Origin of the sequence: Rhodococcus yunnanensis NBRC 103083 (assembly GCF_001895005.1) — a bacterium.
Classification (GTDB): Bacteria; Actinomycetota; Actinomycetes; order Mycobacteriales; family Mycobacteriaceae; genus Rhodococcoides; species Rhodococcoides yunnanense.
Genome location: NZ_BCXH01000020.1, coordinates 45,111 through 60,546, shown reverse-complemented (window position 1 = coordinate 60,546; position 15,436 = coordinate 45,111). Strand labels below are relative to the sequence as shown.

Below are 15,436 nucleotides of genomic sequence, written 5' to 3'. Positions count from 1 at the left end.
CCATTTTCTCAGCTTGATTGGCGGCACTGACTGTCTACTGAGTAGACGTATTTTGCCTGCTCAGAGGGCCTGCGCCGTTAGCCTTTCCCGAATTTCACCCCTAACGTTTCTTCTCGACACCAGAACTATCAAAATTCGAGGAGAACACGTCGTGACGGATGACAAGCTAATCGACCTTCGGGCCGCAGAACGCCGGCATGGAGCCGTGCGCGAGACATACCTGAACTGGCACAAAGCGGGCGAACTGGAACTGCACAAGATCGGAGGAAAGTGGTTTGTCGACCGCGACGAACTCGACACCGTAGCCGCAGCACACGGAATGTCGCCGAAGGTCTTGACCCTCGAAGAGCATATCGCCAAAGTTGTCGCCGCTGCCCCGCCGCTGACGCCTGAGACGCGAGCCAAGATCGCGGCATTGCTTGGCGTAGGTCTTCGAAACAACGCCGCATGAGCTGGGAAGGCGTCACCGAGGCGCAGATCGAGGCCAAAATCGACCAGATGGTCGGCAACCTGCCTCAGCCCGTCTCGGACGAGAAGGCGGCAGAGATTGAGGCGAAGGTTCGTCGCCTGTATACGGATCCCGCAACGCTGATCAATGAACCGGCGTATCGCTCGCGAGCACGCAACCGACGTACAACGCAGACCCCGTAAACCCCAACCAAGGGACAACTAAATAATGACCCTCAGCAACGCAAAAGGGCACCGCAGCAACGGTGCCCAATCTCCGAACGCACGTCTCTCAACTCTTACCAAACATGTCAATAGTACCGCGCCGACCAGCGTAGGTCAATCCCTGCGATTCAGATTCGCGGCGGCTCTCCGCTGTGAACCACTGGAATCCGGTCATACCGACCCATGGCCATCAAATTCGAAGGGCTGCAACGTATCTGTGACCGAAACCGAACTCGACAAATGGGCATGGACCATATCCGAACTGCTTACTCTAGGCATGCCACCGTTACCGTCGATCGAAGTGCAGCGAGCGCTGTGGCTTCGAGGTGGCGACGACAGGCGTCTGATTGACACGCTGCGCTCCCGGTTGGGAGCTGTAGCATGACACACAACGGCCAGGACGTATTGAATGACATCGAAGCGTGGTTCGGCCGGTTCATCGCCGTACCAGACGACCGCGATTTGTCGCTGCTCACCTTGTGGACCGCCGCAACACACTTAGCGTTAGAGACGTATACAACGCCTCGGTTGCTTATCGATTCAACAATGCCCGGATCGGGCAAAACCACTGTGCTCGATCACCTGTCGCGGCTCGCATTCGCACCAGTGCAGGCAGCTTCCCTGTCGTCACCCGCGTTGCTTGTCCGCCTGCTCGAACACGGTGTGCGGACGATCCTGATTGACGAGGTCGACCGCTCACTGTCACCGAACAAGCCAGGCGTAGAAGACCTGATCGGGATCATCAACTCTGGGTATCGCCGGGGGGCCACACGTCCCGTGCTCGTGCCCGTAAAGGGTGGGGGGTGGTCGGTGAACGAGATGCCGACGTACTCGCCGCTCGCGATGGCGGGCAACTCGCCGCGGTTGCCTGCCGACACCATGTCGCGGGCGATTCGCGTTCTTCTCATGCCGGACCTCAGCGGGTCGGTCGAGGACTCTGACTGGGAGTACATCGAAGATGACGCCGTAGCTCTCGCTGTTCGAATTGCCGATTTTGCGGACAACGTACGTGATTCATTGAGGGGGGCCACAATAACGCTGCCGGACGGTTGCACGGGCCGCGCGAAAGAGCGGTGGCGTCCTTTGAAGCGGGTTGCGGTCGCGGCGGGCGGGCACTGGCCCGATATTGCCGACGAGCTGATTGTTCGCAACCTTGCGGAAGATGCGGACGAAAGAGAGGCCGGCCTGAAGACGTTGCCGCCTGGCATGGTCCTGCTCACCGATCTATGCACCGTATGGCCAGAAGCGGAGACCTTCGTACCGTCTGACGATCTGATCGCGAGACTGGTGCACCACAACCCGGAGTACTGGGGAGAGCGGAGCGGCTACGGGAAGGTGTTGACCCCGCACCGTATGGCAAAGATGGTCGCCCAAGCATCCAAGGTGACCACTGTTCGCCCAGGTGGAAGGGGTAAACGAGGCTATTCGTATGACGTTCTCGTGCCGATCTGGGCGAGGCTCGGCATAGCCCAGATTCAAAGTGGTGCAAGTGGAGAGAGCGGAGGAAGTGGTGCAGTTGTGCGCCAGTTGCGCCACTCAGACCACTTGCACCGGATGGATTCAGGGGTGCCCCGATCCGGTGCAACCTCTACGCAGGTTGGGCTGTGGCTGGGGTCTGGCAACCCCGTTGGTGAGGTGTCTTAGCAACGACAAAAGAGGCCCCACCCGGCTAAACGGGTGGGGCCTCTTCGGTGTCTCAAATCCAAAGCAATGAGACAGATCGTTCAGGTGAAGTTCTGACTCGCAGATCGCACGTCGAGGTGTCGCAAAAGTCCGTCGCAAATGTTCGTCTCACCTATTGCGAGGGGTGCCGACTTATGAGACGATTCTGCAATGACCAACGCACCCGCATCCTCGCTTGTCGGCTACGCCCGCGTGAGCACAACGCGGCAGAACCTGGACAGGCAGACCGACGCGCTCGGTGCCGCAGGCGCACAGAAAGTCTTCGCAGACAAAGTCACTGGCCGCACAATGGATCGCCCCCAGTGGGCAGCATGCCGCGACTACTTGCGCCCCGGCGACACACTGCTCGTAGACAACCTCGACCGACTAGGGCGATCCACCCTCGAAGTAATCACGACCGTCACCGAGCTAACCGACGCCGGCATCGTTGTTCAGTCCATCGCGCAGGGGACACTCGACCCATCCACTGCGACGGGACGGCTCATGATCGGGATGTTCGCAATGCTTGCGGAGTTTGAGGTCGACCTCAAGGCTGAGCGTGCTTCGTCAGCACGTGAGGCAGCAGCGGCGCGAGGCCAGCACACCGGCAGGCCGCGGAAGCTCGCTAAGTCCGACGCCGTACGGGCGCGAGAGCTACGCGACCAGGGGATGAGCGCTGGGGAGGTCGGTAAGGTGCTCGGATGCTCCCGTGCAACCATCTATCGCTACCTCGCGACGTAGGTATGATCCGCACCGTACCTACGTCAACCGGGAGTGACTTATTCGCTCCTGGTCGGCGTGTCAGTTTTCGAGGGCGTCGTGCAGTGCTTTGTCGGCGTCGTAGCGCGCCGCTTCTCCTGCTCGTGCGCGTCGTACAGTGTCAGTGATGGCTGGCCCTGCTGAGCCGAACGGTGGCGGGTTGATGGCACCACCGAGCACGGTGACGTGCTTCTGCGCTTCGAGGAGTGCAAGGCGGGCGGTCTCGTGCGTATCGCGGGCAGCTCGGTAGGCGGATCGCTTCAGCGGGTTCGAGATGTCACCCGTAGCCTGGACGAATGCCTGCTTGACCTCGAAGGTGGCGTGCGTGAAGTTCTTTTGCGCGGTCTGGTGCGCGCGAATCTCGTTGTCGGAGTTCATTTCAGGGCATCCTTGACGTCGATGGTGACTGCCTTGATGCGCTCCTCGAAGGACACGGGTTCGAAGTAGCGACCGTCGACATGGACGCCGAGAGTGGATGAAGGCGAGTAGACCGAAGGGTCGAACGTGTCACTGGCCGGCGGGGTTTCGGGGTTGTTCCAATTGTCCCAGGAATCGAGTCCGCTCTCGGAGAGGATGCGGCGGTATTCGAGGAGGTCGGCGGCGTATGCCTCGCTCGCCTCGTTCAATGCGAGGAGGGCGTATCCGGCTTTCCGCTGGGCGCTGGCAGCGCGTTCCTCGGAATCGGCGATACCAGCCCGTACCTGAGCTTTTGCATCTTCGCGTGCCGTCAGTGCCATGGCTCGTTGGGCTGCAATTCGCCGTTCGGTCTGCCCCTGCTCGGTGAGGTCTGCGATGGTCGTTTCGGCGTCGGCCTGCTGGCGTGCTTCGGCGAGTGCAGCGGCTTCTACGTGTTCTCCGGCGCGGGCAGCGTTCTCGAGAGCGGTCAGCCGTTCTGAGGCGGTTGGTGTGGCTGTCATGGAATTTCCTTCTGTTGGCGGATCTCGTCTATGGCTCGTTCTTCGGCTTCGGCGTCGGCCTGCTGGTCGGCGAGCCTGTCGAGGTGGGCGTCACGGTTTATGACGTGCGGGTTCGATGCTGCGGTAGCCTCGCGTGCGCGGGCGCTCGGGGAGACGTACGGCACCGATGCGGAGTTCTCGACCGTGATGTCATCCAAGTTCATTTAGTTGGCCTGACGTATCGCGTCGGGAATGCTGTGTTAGCGCCGCGGGCCTGCCCCGAGGCCGGCAGGTGTCGGTCAATTGGCTGTTCGCGCGCAAACTGGGATGCCCGTAGGTCAACGAGGCGTTGAAGATAGTCCTCATGCTCCGTAGATTCGGGGTCAGCGTCGTATGCGTCATCGACCGGCATGGTTTCCTCCGTATGAAGTTGTTGGTGCTCACCCGGCCCCAGGGCTGTCGTGGTGACCGCCAGGCGTCCACGTGAGCGAGCGGGCCAGGTGAGCGTTCCCTGCCTACGGACCTCAGAGCCAACGCAGGGGGGAAGATTTCAGGGGGCCTATTTAGGCCGGTTCAGCGACAAACAGTGCGTCGACATCTGCAACCCGTAGTCGGCGAATTGTGGTGTTCGAGAACGTATACGGGGTTAATCGCCCGTCGCGGATGTGACGGTACAGAATGCCTGCGGAGATGCCGGTTCGGGCCGCGCAGGAGGTGATTGACTCAAATTCGGTGTCGACGTGCACGGCAACCCTCCCAGGGGACGAGAAAAGCCCCGCAACCGTGGATGGTTGTGGGGCCGGTGGCAGACCTCTGCCGTCGCATTGACAATAACCGTATGGGCGTGTATGCGCAAACGGCCCCCGATCCGCTGAGGACCGAGGGCCGTTAGTCGATCGGAGAGGTCAGCGTCGGAACGCGTCCAACTGTTCGTTGTCGACCATGTGCGGGTCCGCGAACAACTCCCCCTGCACACCCTGCTCGATGATCGCCAGACCAATTCTTGAAGCGAGGTGGCTTGGGAAACTCGACACTGGTTGTCCGTTTCTCGAGATTATTATCTGAACGTCCTCTGACTGTTGCGCGGCATCGTCGCGGGTGCCGACGAACTGAACGATGTACGGGTGTGCGAGGTCCGCCGGATCGATAACGTGTGAGGCGACACTGGCGAATAGTGTCGCGGTGTCGTTCTCGATCCTTTCCGTTTCCACACTGACAGATCCGAACTTGAGTGTGGCAGCGGGGCTTCCGATGGTGATCATGAGTTCTCCTGGGGTCGCGAGGCGCGGTTACCTTCGGTCCCAATAGTGCACTGTCCAACCACAACGCAACACCGACGACGACGCCGTCCGATTCTGCGACGTGGGCGAACACCGACGGGTTGGCGCCGAACAGCGCCGACCGGATCTGAGCGGGTTGGACGGTGCACGAGTCCGAGGCCTTCTCGTACTCGGCCAGCTCGTACACGAGCGAGGTGATCGCGTCGACGTCATTGTCGAGCGCTCGCCGGATCACGGGGCGACCTTCCTTTGTCCGGTTCGGACCGAGGGGTGGATGTTGTGCACCGAAATCTGTCGATACGAATGTTCGAATCCGAGAACCGAATACGCTGCCGGAGACATCGCGAATCGCTTGCCTTCGGCTACCGGAAGCTGAATCCAGCGGGTGAGCAAGGCGCGTGAGAAGTGCCCGTGGCCCACCAACACCACGTCCTGTTCGGGCAGAGCTGCCAGTGCGACCGACAGCGCCAGATCAGCGCGCGCTCCGATCTCGTCCACGGTCTCGCCGTTCGGGCACGGATGCGTCCACACCGTCCAGTGCGGCACCGTCTGTTGGATCTCGCGCGAAGTGAGACCCTCGTAGTCGCCATAGTCCCACTCGGCGAGAGCGTCCCACTCGCGGTCGACCGTCAGGCCCGCCAGGTGCGCGGTTCGCTGTGCTCGAAGCCGAGGGCTGCTCAGTACCAGTGGGTTCCGCAGGTTCAGTTCTCCGACCAGTTCACCTGCCGCGACCGCCTGCTCTTCGCCCACGGCAGTGAGCGAAACGTCGGTGGTGCCGGTGTGACGGCCTGTTCTCGCCCACTCGGTCTCGCCATGGCGCAGTAGTACGACGCGTCCTGTGCCTTCGGGGGCTGCTGCACTCATGGTGCCCATCCTGCCGTGTTCGGTCTCACAGCCTTCTGCCGGATTCCGTTTCGAAATCCGATTGAGTGAGCGGTGCGGAACAGGGATACTGGTACGCGTTGATTCGTACCGCGCACTTGCTCTGTACGGCGCACTCGTCGTTGCAGGATTCGCGTCCACTCGCGGTTTCTTGTCGGACCCTTCCGCGACGATGAAGTCTCGACAGCTCCTCTCCTCGCGCGTCGATGCGTGGATCCGCCGGACCGGAGTGTTCCGCCAACCGATCTCGAAGGGAACGTGCCCATGACCCAGCCAGGAGCGTCACCGCCCACCGGTACGCCGGACAAGCTCGACTCCGCGGTCTTGAAGGTTGCGGGCGTCGTCGTGCTCGGCGCCATCATGTCCATCCTCGATGTCACTGTCGTCAGTGTTGCGCTGCCGACGTTCATGGAGGTTTTCGATGCGACGTACGCCACCGTCGCATGGACGATGACCGGTTACACACTCGCGCTCGCCACTGTCATTCCGTTGACCGGATGGGCGGCGGATCGGTTCGGAACCAAACGGCTGTACATCACTGCTTTGATCCTGTTCGTTCTCGGATCGGTGCTCTGTAGTTTCGCGTGGGACATCACCACGTTGATCGCGTTCCGTGTGCTGCAGGGGCTCGGTGGCGGCATGCTGATGCCGCTGGGTATGACGATCATGACGCGTGCAGCAGGACCCGAGAGGATCGGCCGCGTGATGGCAGTTCTCGGTGTTCCGATGCTGCTCGGACCGATCAGTGGCCCGATACTCGGAGGCTGGCTGATCGAGGCGGCCAGCTGGCATTGGATTTTCCTGATCAACGTGCCCATCGGTGCTGTCGCCCTCGTGGCCGCCATCGTGATCTTCCCGAAAGACGAACCGACATCTGCCGAATCCTTCGACTTCGTCGGCATGTTGATGCTCTCTCCAGGCCTCGCGCTGTTCCTGTTCGGTGTGTCCTCGATCCCCGAAACTGGAACGGTCGCGGCCGCGCGTGTCCTCGTACCTGCGATCGTCGGCGCTGCGCTGATCGTCGCGTTCGTCTTCCACGCGCTTCGTACCGCGCATCCGCTGATCGACCTGCGGCTGTTCAAGAACAGGGCGTTGTCCGTCGCGGTCATCACCACGACGCTGTTCATGGTGGCGTTCATGGGTGCAGGACTGCTGTTCCCGAGCTACTTCCTCCAGATCCGAGGCGAGACCACGCTTGCCGCCGGGTTGCTGCTCGCTCCTCAGGGCCTCGGCGCGATGTTGACGATGCCGATCGCGGGCACACTCGCGGACCGCATCGGGCCGGGAAAGATCGTCCTGACCGGCCTCACCGCGATTGCCGCAGGAATGGCGGTGTTCACGCAGGTCGGGGCGGGTACGTCGTACTGGATTCTGTTGGGAGGCCTGTTCGTGATGGGCATGGGTCTCGGTGCGACGATGATGCCGCTCATGACCGCGGCGCTGCAGACTCTGACCGACCACAACGTCGCACGGGGCTCGACGCTGATGAACATCGTGCAGCAGACCGCGGGATCGATCGGGACGGCAGTCATGTCCGTGGTGTTGACGAATCAGCTCCGGAACGCTGTCGGAGCCACGTCACCCACGGACGCGCTGGACATCTCGGCCGACGCCTTCGGAACCACCTTCATGGTCGCTCTCGTCCTGATCGTGCTGACATTCGTGCCTGCCTTCTTCCTGCCGCGTAAGAAGGTCACGCCTGCAGAGGGAGTCGCACCCGTCGACAAGGTCATGTTGCACTGAGCTCGGTAGTCACTTCGGGCACGTGTGGGCGCGTCGGACGCAGAGTCCGACGCGCCCACAGCCTTGTTCGCCTGGCTCTGAACGTCGATGTGCGCAAGGATCAGGGCTGTGACGACAGTACTGGCGGTTGCCAATCAGAAGGGTGGCGTCGCAAAAACCACGACAGTGGCTTCACTTGCGGCTGCACTGCACGAGCTGGATCAGCGAGTTCTCGTGGTCGACCTCGATCCCCAGGGATGTCTGACGTTCTCGCTCGGCCAGAACCCGGACAAGCTGGAGAAGTCGGTCCACGACGTCCTCACCGGTGACATCGGTGTCGCCGACGTTCTCGTCGAAACTGAAGAGGGCATCGTTCTTCTACCGGCGACCATCGACCTTGCCGGTGCCGAGGCGCTGTTGTTGATGCGGCCCGGGCGCGAGTACGCACTCAAGCGCGCGCTGGCTTCGGTGACAGGCGACTTCGACGTCGTTATCATCGATTGCCCGCCTTCGCTGGGAGTGCTCACACTGAACGGATTGACTGCTGCACAGTCCGTGCTCGTGCCACTTCAATGTGAGACTCTTGCGCACCGTGGCGTCGGGCAGTTGCTCCGGACCGTATCCGAGGTCCAGCAGATCACGAACCCGGATCTTGCATTGCTCGGAGCCTTGCCGACGTTGTTCGACGCCCGAACCACGCACAGTCGCGACGTACTCGCCGATGTGTCCGATCGTTATCAGTTGCCCGTTCTCGATCCGCCCATTCCGCGGACCGTCCGATTCGCCGAGGCGACCGCATCGGGTGCAACAGTGCTGTCGGGACGAAAGAGCAAGGGAGCGAAGGCATATCGGGACCTCGCAGTCAATCTGTTGGCCCACTGGAACGATGGGTCGGCCGTGAAGACCTATTCGCCTGCCGAGGGCGTCGGAGCCTGATTCGAGGACAGCGCGACGATGCTGTCGCCGCGTTGCTCGACGACGACGTCACCGACCACGGCCGTTCCGACGGGGCCGGTGTACCCGGATCGGTCGACCGCGATGGTGTGGTCCACCGTGCCTGTCGCAGCATCGACGACGGCGATTCCGCCCGGTACCGGGATCAACAGGCGTCCGGCCATGACTGCTCCCGGTCCGAGCGCGCCAGGAAACGACCATGTGGGTGCAAGATTGTCCAGGCGCAATGCGACAGTTCCCGCTCCCGTCCACCAACTGAACACCGATGCGGCTTTGACGATGGGTTGCGAATCGGGAAATGGATCGGTGCCCACTGCTTGCTGGGGAATGTCGAACTCCGCCACTGGTTCTGCGTTACCGTCGTAGATCCCGATGCGCGCAGGCGATGCTCCGGAGGCAGGAATCGTTAGGGCCACACGATCACCCGATGCGACGAGAACGGTTGCACCGCTGATGGTTCCGGCTGGGCCTTCGAGAGCGGCAACGACGGACGAGCCGTAGACCTCGGGTTGCTGTGAGTCTTTCGGTGCCGGATTCAGCGTTGTCAGGCGTGCGGCGCCTTCGCCGGGACACTGCTCGAGGACAGCGACGCGTGAGCTGTTGGAAGCAGAGGAGAGCAACGTGCACCCCGACCTCGGCTGACTGCCAGGGTTGACCGGTGCATCCACGCGACCGTACTCGAGGGTGCGAACGAGATCGGAGCGCCACAGCTCCATACGCGTATCACCTCGCGAGGTGACATACGTGCCGTCGTCGCTCGTGCGGATCTCGTTGTCGGCATCCGAGGTCCGCTGCGCCGTGCGTGATCCGGTCGCGCCGTCGAGCTCGGTCACCTGGGAGCATCCGCGATCGTCCCGGAACACTGCCACTGCGGTGTTCCACGCGTCGGTCACATCGCACAGGTCGCGATCGCGGGCATACGACCATGCAATGGAACCGTCGACGGGGTTCAGTCCATCGACGGTTCCGCCGGACCCGACGATGACGGCCGAACCGGTCGTGACCGGCGACGTGGTCACCGGGCTCGACGCGCGCCACGTCTCGGCCAGAGACGTCGGCACCGATGTGGCGTTGTTCGCCTGGGGCAGAGGGGATTCCGCGGGCGTGTAACTGGTACCCCGTGCGTCGCTCCGAAGCCATACGACCCCGAGAGCGAGCACGGTCAACACCAGAATCAGCGCTGCGGCGACCAGGTCCGATCGTCGTCGCCGTTCCGGTGCAAGCACAATCGCACAGACTACTCCGACGCGGTCTGACCGGATGCGGCCGACGCGGGGGAGCGGCGACGGCGGCGACGTTTGCGCGGTGCAGTGCCTGCAGCGTCGTCGGTGGTGTCACCACTGGCCACGGCGCTGGTTTCGGTGGTGCCCGCAGTCTCGCTCACCGTCTCCGATGCGCCTGCGCCGTTCGGCGATTCGGTCGTCGGCTTACCTGCCCTCGTGCGGGTCCTCGTCCGCGTACGGCGAGGTTTGCGTTCGGTCGGCTCCTCGTCCGAGGCGGAGTCTGCAGCCGCACCGCTCTTTTCGACATCGCTCTTGTCGATACTGCCTTCCTTGGTACTTCCGGAGGCAGAAGTGGCCGTCTTCGCGACGGAACCGGAGACACCTGCCGGTATATCCAGTTCCTCGAACAGATGCGGGGAACTCGAGTACGTCTCGACGGGATCGGGGATGCCGATGTTCAACGCCTTGTCGATGAGCTGCCAGCGAGGGATGTCGTCCCAGTCGACCAGTGTCACGGCGATGCCGGTGCGCCCGGCACGCCCGGTACGACCGATCCGGTGGACGTAGGTCTTCTCGTCCTCGGGGCACTGGTAGTTGATGACGTGGGTGACGTCGTCGATGTCGATGCCTCGTGCAGCGACGTCGGTAGCGACGAGGACGTCGATGCCACCGGTGCGGAACTTCTTCAGCGCTTTCTCGCGCTGAATCTGCCCGAGGTCACCGTGTACTGCACCGACGGCGAAGCCGCGCTCGACGAGTTCGTCGGCGACCTTCTGCGCGGTGCGCTTCGTTCGGGTGAAGATCATGGTCGCGCCGCGGCCGTTGGCCTGCAGGACCTTCGCGACCATCTCGACCTTGTCGAGTGCGTGCGCCCGATAGATGTGCTGCGCGGTGCGGTCGTGTACCGCGGAGGACTCGGCTTCCTCGGCGCGAATGTGCGTGGGCTGGGTGAGGAACGTGCGGGCGAGAGTGATGATCGGTCCGGGCATCGTGGCCGAGAACAGCATAGTCTGGCGGCCTCGGGTTGAGCCGGCGGAACGAGCAGACGGACCGTCGGGAACCATGCCGAGAATGCGTTCGATGTCGGGCAGGAACCCGAGATCCAGCATCTCGTCGGCCTCGTCGAGGACGAGTACGCCGATCTTGCCGAGAATCAGATGACCCTGCTTTGCGAGGTCGAGCAGACGCCCAGGGGTGCCGACGACGACGTCGACGCCCTTCTGCAGCGCGCTGATCTGGCCTTCGTACGGACGACCGCCGTAGATCGACAGAACCTTGACCGGTCCGTTGGTCGACGTCAGGTGCTTCGAAGCGTTCTCCAGGTCGGAGCTGACCTGGATGCACAGCTCGCGGGTCGGCACGATGATCAACGCACGGGGAGTCCCGTCGAGCGGGGCCGTTCCCGAGTCGGCCGTGGCGATGCGATGCAGCAGCGGGACGCCGAAACCGAACGTCTTGCCCATGCCGGTACGTGCCTGGCCGATCAGATCGTCGCCCGCGAGGGCGAGAGGCAGCGTCAGTTCCTGGATGGCGAACGTGCGCTCGATCCCGAGGTCGTTCAATGATCGAACGATGTCGTCGCGAACGCCGAGTTCGGCGAACGTGGGGGGTACATGGGTGTCGTCGAGCTGGGCGGACAGTGTGGTGTCGCCGGTCTCGGGTTCTTGGTCGACGATTACTTTGCTCAGGGGACTGGCCTTCCTCGTGGTCACACGTACGCACGAAGAAGGACACAGGCCTATTGCCGGCCGAAGTCGATGCCCTCGACCCGATGTGATGTCGCATCGAGCCTCAGCCGTGTCGGTGATAGAACACGATCGGCGAGGCAGTCGTAGCGACCCGGGTCAGGTGCGTACACATTGTCGTGGATCTTCGCGTGTGAAGTTCGGTCCGTAGCTGTGAAGCCCTAGCTGTGAAGCCCGGTTGCATCGGTCCGCGCGGTGATCCGAGCACCATGGTAGCTTGCCGAACCGCCGAAACGCGTATCGAACGATGTCTGCTCGCCCAGGGGGCACTAGTCGGAGTGTGAAATTTCGCATGGGTGCATGACCGATGTGAGTTCCGACGACGCGACTACGATCATCGGCATGGGAGCCCATTCGTCCGACGCCGTGACCTCCGATCGACCGACACCAGGGCCTGCCGACGCCGCCGAAACCGACCGGACCGACCGGACCGACCGAGTTGCATTGATCGCATACGACCACCCAGGGGTGGCGGAGCTCCTTGCCGTTCTGGCATACGGCGAGATCTCGGCGTTCTACCGGCTTGCGGAGGACGCGCGCATGGCGCCGTCGATGCAGGGGCGTGTGGCGTTGGCCAGCATGGCCGCAGCAGAGATGAACCACTTCGAGACCTTGGTCCGAGCATTGTCCGACCGTGGAATCGATGTGTACTCGGCAATGGACCCGTTCGTTCGGGCCCTCGATGAATATCATGCGTCGACCAACCCGTCGACATGGATGGAAACGCTGGTCAAGGCGCACATCGGCGACGGCTTGGCCGCTGACTTCTACCGGGAGATCGCCCATACTCTCGACCCGGCGGTCGCTGCGACAGTGCGTGAAGTTCTCGCCGAGACCGGGCACTCCGAATTCGTCGTCCAGGAAGTGTCCTCGCGCGTGAAGGCGAGTTCGCAGGACAAGGCGCGGCTGATGCTGTGGGGCCGTCGTCTGCTCGGCGAGGCGATCACGCAGGCGCAGTACGTGCTCGCGCAACGTGAGGGTCTGACCGATCTGGTGATCACGGCGTCGGGAGATCTGAACGGTGTCGCTGCTCTGTTCGACAGGATGCAGGAACAGCATGCCGAGCGCATGAAGGTTCTCGGGCTCGTCTGATCGCAGCGATGCACCGGGGTGCTGTTCGCTGACAGCACGTGCCTGGGGTGCGCGTCGGGGAGCCGGACTGCACTAGCCTGGGCGAAGCAGCTGAAGTTGTCTATGAGTTCGGAGGTTGGCCGTGGAGGTCAAGATCGGTGTGTCGGAAAGCTCTCGCGAGCTCGTGGTGAACAGTGCGCAGTCTCCGGACGAGGTCGAAGCACTTGTCGCGAAGGCTCTGGACGGCAAGGACGGCGTGCTGTCTCTCGTCGACGAGAAGGGGCGCAAGTACCTGATCCAGTCGTCGAAGGTCGCCTACGTCGAGATCGGCCCTGCCGACTCTCGCAAGGTCGGATTCGCGACCTAGAAGAACCTGGCTCACGAACGAGGCCCCGTATCGAGTGTCGATACGGGGCCTCGTTCGTTGTTCGTTCAATGATCTAGGGGGACTGCAGCGGCACGTGCGACAGACCGCCCCATGCCAGCGACACTGTCGTGTCCACTGCATCTTCCTTGGAGATCGGTCGATCGGCCTCCAGCCAGTAGCGAGCAGTGAACTGGCTGGCTCCCACGAGCCCGACGGCAAGAACGCGTGCGCGGTAGGGATCGAGTCCGGAATCGTGAGCGACGAGGTCGAACACGGCGTCGACGCAGGCCTCGGTTGCTTGCTCCACTCGCGCGTTGACCTGAGGATCGCCCATGAGATCGGACTCGAACACGAGGCGAAACCCTTGTGTGTCCGTGTCCACGAAGTCGTAGAACGCGAGCACTGCGGCTCGGACGCGCTTGCGGTTGTCCGTCGTCGATCGCAGTGCCTGCCGCACACCGGAGATCAACGTGTCGACGTAGCTCTGAAGCACCGCGAGGTACAGCTCGAGCTTCCCGGGAAAGTGCTGATAGAGGACAGGCTTGCTCACGCCCGCGCATTCGGCGATCTCGTCCATTCCCGAGGCGTGATATCCGCGGGTGACGAACACCTCGCTCGCCGCCGCCAGGAGCTGCGCGCGTCGGGCCTCGCGGGGCAACCGCGCGCTTCGACGGCCGGCCGTGGGGGCCGGACGGTCCGAGGACGTCCGATCCGCGAGTTCAGTCATAGTGGTTGATCCCATCCGCATCGTCACTGCACCGGTGTGTGGGGACTCTCGGAGGTCTTCGTCGACACCGTGAGCCGGGTTAGTGCAGATCGTGGCTACGATACCTCTCGCTCTCGATGCGGCGGTGACGACGGTCCGTGACCGGACGGTTCGATCGACGACGAATCAGCGCAGCGGTCGTGATCGAGCCGCCCTTTCGGTCCCACGGTTTGTTCGAGGCCGACAATTTCGGCGCGGCGGGCAGCGGATGTCGCCGTCTGTGAGATTCTGACGGGGTGACTGACCGAGGCGGGCCGCGGCGCAGCGGAAGGAATGGGGTGAGCGCCGACGATTCCCGTGGCTACGGATACCTCGCGAGCGAGGACGATCGAGACGGCCGTGACCCGGAGGATTTCCCACGCGAGGTCGGCGGCAGAGGCTCGCATCAACCGTTGCGAGCACAGTGGGATCCGACGAGTCGAGCCGAACCCCGCAGGCCCCGCGCGCCGCGCCCGGCGAGGCAGGCGAAGAAGCAGAGCAAACTCGGCAAGTTCGCCGCCGTGTACGGGTGGCGCGCCTATGCCATCCCCATCCTTCTCGTCGTGACCGCACTCGTGGTGTTCGACGCGGTTCGAACCGGTGATCCGTCCACTACGACCGCGGGCAGCCCGACACAACCAGCCGACCCCGGTTTCGGAGCACTGAGTACCGATACAGGAGGGTCGACAGATGTGATCGGAGTACCGCCTGCAGCCGACGGAAACTTCGCCGCGTCGATACCGTCGGGCGAGTTGCCCGACGGCGGGGCGTACACCGTCCAGGGCGCGGGGACATGGCATACGGTGCCGGGAAACTCGGCTCAGGTCGGTCAAGGCACGGAGCGGGTGTTCACGTACTCCGTCGAGGTAGAGGACGGAGTCGACACGGTCGGGTTCGGCGGCGAGGAATCGTTCGGGCGTCTGGTGGACCAGACACTGGCGAATCCGAAGAGTTGGACGAACGATCCGCGATTCGCGTTTCGCCGGGTGGACTCGGGCGACGTCGATTTCCGCATTTCGCTGACATCGCAGATGACCATTCGCGACGCGTGCGGGTACGACATTCAACTCGAAGTGTCCTGCTACAACCCCGGGATCGAACGAGTGGTACTCAACGAGCCTCGGTGGGTTCGCGGCGCCATCGCGTACCAGGGTGACATCGGGTCGTATCGGCAATATCAGATCAACCACGAGGTCGGACACGCCATCGGGTACCAGCAGCATCAGCCGTGCGAGACCGACGGCGGGCTGGCCCCGGTGATGATGCAGCAGACGTTCGGAACTGCGAACGACGACATCGCGCGTCTCGATCCGGCGGGCGTGGTGCCCATGGACGGCAAGACGTGTCGCTTCAACCCTTGGCCGTATCCGCGGAGCTGAACCCAGGGGCGGATAATCGACGAGGCACGCGCGTGACACCCCGTCACCACCGGCCTGCCCCACGAGGAGCGAAGAAATC

At 62.9% G+C, this 15,436-nt stretch carries 17 protein-coding genes and 1 pseudogene; 9 read left to right on the top strand and 9 right to left on the bottom strand.

Annotated elements, in window-relative coordinates; all coding sequences use genetic code 11:
* The first annotated feature begins 151 nt into the window (after nucleotides 1-151).
* The 4 genes from RY1_RS24715 (at nucleotide 152) to RY1_RS24695 (ending at nucleotide 3,075) form a co-directional block, all read left to right on the top strand.
* Complete coding sequence (locus tag RY1_RS24715; protein WP_139279981.1) at nucleotides 152-451, top strand: hypothetical protein; 300 nt, start codon at nucleotides 152-154, stop codon at nucleotides 449-451.
* Complete coding sequence (locus tag RY1_RS24710) at nucleotides 448-651, top strand: hypothetical protein (RefSeq protein ID WP_072806693.1); 204 nt, start codon at nucleotides 448-450, stop codon at nucleotides 649-651. The genes RY1_RS24715 and RY1_RS24710 overlap by 4 nt, the downstream gene beginning before the upstream one ends.
* 402 nt (nucleotides 652-1,053) lie before the next feature.
* Nucleotides 1,054-2,316 carry a DUF3631 domain-containing protein gene (locus RY1_RS24700; RefSeq protein WP_072806692.1) on the top strand — a complete coding sequence of 421 codons (1,263 nt, stop codon included), beginning with the start codon at nucleotides 1,054-1,056 and terminating at the stop codon, nucleotides 2,314-2,316.
* A 189-nt stretch (nucleotides 2,317-2,505) separates the two neighbouring features.
* A complete protein-coding gene (locus RY1_RS24695; RefSeq protein ID WP_072806691.1) occupies nucleotides 2,506-3,075 on the top strand; it encodes a recombinase family protein in 570 nt (189 codons plus the stop codon).
* A 60-nt stretch (nucleotides 3,076-3,135) separates the two neighbouring features.
* On the opposite strand, the gene RY1_RS24690 is transcribed toward RY1_RS24695, so the two are convergent.
* From RY1_RS24690 to RY1_RS24670, 6 genes and pseudogenes are all read right to left on the bottom strand, one after another.
* Nucleotides 3,136-3,471 (bottom strand): hypothetical protein, encoded by a 336-nt coding sequence (locus RY1_RS24690; protein WP_072806690.1) that lies wholly within the window; start codon nucleotides 3,469-3,471, stop codon nucleotides 3,136-3,138.
* On the bottom strand, nucleotides 3,468-4,010 hold the full coding sequence (locus RY1_RS24685; RefSeq protein ID WP_072806689.1) for a hypothetical protein: 543 nt from the start codon (nucleotides 4,008-4,010) through the stop codon (nucleotides 3,468-3,470). The genes RY1_RS24690 and RY1_RS24685 overlap by 4 nt, the downstream gene beginning before the upstream one ends.
* On the bottom strand, nucleotides 4,007-4,213 hold the full coding sequence (locus tag RY1_RS24680; protein WP_072806688.1) for a hypothetical protein: 207 nt from the start codon (nucleotides 4,211-4,213) through the stop codon (nucleotides 4,007-4,009). Before RY1_RS24680 ends, RY1_RS24685 begins: the two co-directional genes overlap by 4 nt.
* A 681-nt stretch (nucleotides 4,214-4,894) precedes the next feature.
* The gene (locus RY1_RS30235) at nucleotides 4,895-5,251 is read right to left on the bottom strand and encodes a hypothetical protein (RefSeq protein ID WP_169914822.1); all 357 of its coding nucleotides are present in this window, start codon (nucleotides 5,249-5,251) and stop codon (nucleotides 4,895-4,897) included.
* Nucleotides 5,252-5,309: 58 nt separating this feature from the next.
* A pseudogene (locus RY1_RS30785) lies at nucleotides 5,310-5,504 on the bottom strand (GNAT family N-acetyltransferase); the annotation flags it as partial.
* Nucleotides 5,501-6,133, bottom strand: coding sequence for an acid phosphatase (locus RY1_RS24670; protein WP_371829506.1), 633 nt, complete (start codon nucleotides 6,131-6,133; stop codon nucleotides 5,501-5,503). The gene RY1_RS24670 and the pseudogene RY1_RS30785, both read right to left, overlap by 4 nt.
* Before the next feature lie 282 nt (nucleotides 6,134-6,415).
* On the opposite strand from RY1_RS24670, the gene RY1_RS24660 reads away from it, so the two are divergent.
* Together RY1_RS24660 and RY1_RS24655 are read left to right on the top strand one after the other, a co-directional pair.
* Entirely contained in the window at nucleotides 6,416-7,894 is a 1,479-nt protein-coding gene (locus RY1_RS24660; protein ID WP_072806685.1) for a DHA2 family efflux MFS transporter permease subunit, read from the top strand.
* A 108-nt stretch (nucleotides 7,895-8,002) separates the two neighbouring features.
* Nucleotides 8,003-8,809 carry a ParA family protein gene (locus RY1_RS24655; RefSeq protein WP_072806684.1) on the top strand — a complete coding sequence of 269 codons (807 nt, stop codon included), beginning with the start codon at nucleotides 8,003-8,005 and terminating at the stop codon, nucleotides 8,807-8,809.
* On the opposite strand, the gene RY1_RS24650 is transcribed toward RY1_RS24655, so the two are convergent.
* A complete protein-coding gene (locus RY1_RS24650; RefSeq protein ID WP_072806683.1) occupies nucleotides 8,779-10,053 on the bottom strand; it encodes an Rv3212 family protein in 1,275 nt (424 codons plus the stop codon). The genes RY1_RS24655 and RY1_RS24650 overlap by 31 nt on opposite strands.
* 11 nt (nucleotides 10,054-10,064) lie before the next feature.
* On the bottom strand, nucleotides 10,065-11,762 hold the full coding sequence (locus tag RY1_RS24645) for a DEAD/DEAH box helicase (protein WP_218019855.1): 1,698 nt from the start codon (nucleotides 11,760-11,762) through the stop codon (nucleotides 10,065-10,067).
* Nucleotides 11,763-12,137: 375 nt separating this feature from the next.
* Here RY1_RS24645 and RY1_RS24640 point away from each other — a divergent pair, with 375 nt between their 5' ends.
* Together RY1_RS24640 and RY1_RS24635 are read left to right on the top strand one after the other, a co-directional pair.
* Entirely contained in the window at nucleotides 12,138-12,887 is a 750-nt protein-coding gene (locus tag RY1_RS24640; protein WP_084727827.1) for a ferritin-like fold-containing protein, read from the top strand.
* 121 nt (nucleotides 12,888-13,008) lie between these two features.
* The gene (locus tag RY1_RS24635) at nucleotides 13,009-13,233 is read left to right on the top strand and encodes a DUF3107 domain-containing protein (RefSeq protein WP_174565469.1); all 225 of its coding nucleotides are present in this window, start codon (nucleotides 13,009-13,011) and stop codon (nucleotides 13,231-13,233) included.
* 73 nt (nucleotides 13,234-13,306) lie between these two features.
* On the opposite strand, the gene fasR is transcribed toward RY1_RS24635, so the two are convergent.
* On the bottom strand, nucleotides 13,307-13,960 hold the full coding sequence (fasR, locus tag RY1_RS24630; protein ID WP_072806680.1) for an HTH-type transcriptional activator FasR: 654 nt from the start codon (nucleotides 13,958-13,960) through the stop codon (nucleotides 13,307-13,309).
* Between the two features lie 431 nt (nucleotides 13,961-14,391).
* Here fasR and RY1_RS24625 point away from each other — a divergent pair, with 431 nt between their 5' ends.
* Nucleotides 14,392-15,357 carry a DUF3152 domain-containing protein gene (locus RY1_RS24625; RefSeq protein ID WP_371829508.1) on the top strand — a complete coding sequence of 322 codons (966 nt, stop codon included), beginning with the start codon at nucleotides 14,392-14,394 and terminating at the stop codon, nucleotides 15,355-15,357.
* The last annotated feature ends 79 nt before the right edge of the window (nucleotides 15,358-15,436 follow it).